This window comes from Mesorhizobium sp. M7A.F.Ca.US.002.01.1.1, assembly GCF_004022955.1.
Taxonomy (GTDB): Bacteria; Pseudomonadota; Alphaproteobacteria; order Rhizobiales; family Rhizobiaceae; genus Mesorhizobium; species Mesorhizobium ciceri.
On sequence record NZ_RZQE01000725.1, the window covers coordinates 1 to 2136 of the forward strand.

A 2136-nucleotide genomic window follows, 5' to 3' on the forward strand; every position below is an offset into this window, starting at 1 on the left:
ATGCCATGCTCCGATCCAGCATCGTGAGCAGTTGTCCTGGGTCGAGACAACCAACGGCCCGTCCCTGCCAGGGCAGAACGGCAACAGTAGCCGCAGACAGCGCCTTGTCGATCGTGGCTGGCACAGCGAGAGTGTCGCGTGCCCGATAGCGATGTAAGCCGTGGATCTCATCAACCGTAAAGGCAACCCGCTTGTCGCGCTCGCCCACAACAACCAGGCGGCGAAATACCTTGGTTCGCGTGCTTTGCTCCCCCTCCTTGCGCTCGTCTATCCCGAGCAATTCAGCCAGGGACAGGCAAACGAGCAATTCACCACGGACATTCGCAATACCGAGCAGTGCACGGTTTCTGCGATGTGGAAGTGAATGAACGCGACGAGATTCAGCCACTTCATGAAAAATACCGACCGGAAGTGCCATCCATTCTTCCCCCAAACGGAAGAGAACAGCCGTCTGCAGCGCCTCGCCGTCGGCCGGATCGATCCCTGCTCGACCAGCGTTACCAGGCCATTCGTCGCGATATACCGAGGGAGCCGCACGGTCGAGGAGGTGTCGTGCAATCTTCTTATAGGTCGGGCAATTCCGGCAGTGGAGATGCTGCTCCAGCAGCGGACATGACTTGTCACCCCGTACGCCTATTTGCCGCCAGCAGTCGTCGATTTCAATCTGCTCCAACGGCTGAGCGATCCCTGTCGAAGCCGCCATCAGCTGCCGCTCCTTTTCTGGACCCGGCCTAGCCGGCCAGCCAGGGCCTCGGCGCCGTTATGGTCGCCTTGCTTGCGAAGCAGCAAAGCCAGATGGATGAGAGCTTCTCGATGATTTGGCGCGAGATAGAGCGCCTTGCGATAGCTTTGCGCGGCTTGGGGTGCTGCGCCATCCGCATCCTGGACGAGGCCCAGCAAGTAGAAGATTTGCGCGGAAGGACCAAATTCCTTGAGATGCGCCAGGGCGACCTCCTGTGCCTCCTTTACCCGTCCTGCATTGGCGATCCGTTCAACCGCGATGAGGCTTTCCGAGGCCTGTGCAAGCGGCTTGGCCGGCGCCTGTCCACGGGCTTCATTGCCAATTGTCGGTCGGGGCCGAAGAAGAGGCTTGCTCTTGTTGACCTTCGGGGTTGGCGTCGGCACCGGGATGGCGGCCGAAACTGTCGGCGCCGTGGTCTTGACGGGCTCCGATTTCAGGAAGGCAAAGGCCAATGGCCATTCAGCGGAAATAAAGCCATGCAACCTTGGAAGAGCTGCTTCCGCCGGACCGACCAGGAGGAGTCCGTCTTTGGCCAGTAGGTCCTTCAGGCAGATCAACGCGCGATCCTGCAGCTCTCGATTGAAATAGATCAGCAGATTGCGGAAAAGCACGATGTCATAGACTTCTTGCCTGAAAGACGCGCGAGAGCCGAACAGGTTTCCTACCCTGAACCGAACCTGTTTCAGCACCGCAGCTGTAGGACGCAACCCGCTCTCGGCCGCTTCGAAATAGCGATCCTTGAATTCGAGATGGCTGCCGCGAAACGAATTGCGCCCATAGATCGCGCGTTCAGCCGTCGCGATATTGCGGCTGCTGACGTCCACACCATCGATCTTGAACTCGTGCGCCTCAAAGCTGGCATCGAACATGGCCATGGCGACCGAGTAAGCCTCTTCGCCGGTTGAACATGGCAGGCTCAGGACTTTAATCGGCTGAGCACGCTTGTGCACGCGCGCGTGCCGCGCCAGCATCGTGAACGCTTCTCGGTCGCGAAAGAACCAGGTCTCCGGGATCACCACCGCATTGATCAACTCCTGCAACTCCTGTGAGGAACCGGTCAAGTGTTCCTTATAGGTCTGAGGGTTGGTTATCCGGCATGCTGCCATCCGATCTCTGACCGCCTGACGGACCACTGTCGGACCAACGCTGGCACTGTCCAGTCCGATGGTTTCCGTCAGGAGCTTTTCAATTGCGCCGGTCATTGATCACCCATTGCTGACTGGCGGAGCAATGCGGTACGTATCTCTTCCGAAAGCAGCGATGCCACTTTGACCCGCTGAATGATCTCCGAACCATCGGAAGCCACCGGCCCAAGATAGGGCGGGGTTCCTGGTTCAAGTCCGAACGGCGCGAAGTCGGCAGGGTCTCGCTCAAGCGTATCCGTCACCCGTTCC

General features: G+C 59.1%; 2 protein-coding genes and 1 pseudogene. All 3 read right to left on the reverse strand.

Annotation, left to right across the window (positions count from 1 at the left end; translation table 11 throughout):
- Positions 1-703, reverse strand: a 703-nt coding sequence (locus EN932_RS34685; RefSeq protein WP_064994978.1) for a chemotaxis protein CheW, incomplete at its 3' end; no start/stop codon positions are given.
- Complete coding sequence (locus tag EN932_RS34690) at positions 703-1944, reverse strand: protein-glutamate O-methyltransferase CheR (protein ID WP_064994979.1); 1242 nt, start codon at positions 1942-1944, stop codon at positions 703-705. The genes EN932_RS34690 and EN932_RS34685, both read right to left, overlap by 1 nt.
- Positions 1941-2136: pseudogene (locus EN932_RS38550) on the reverse strand (chemotaxis protein CheW); the annotation flags it as partial. The pseudogene EN932_RS38550 and the gene EN932_RS34690, both read right to left, overlap by 4 nt.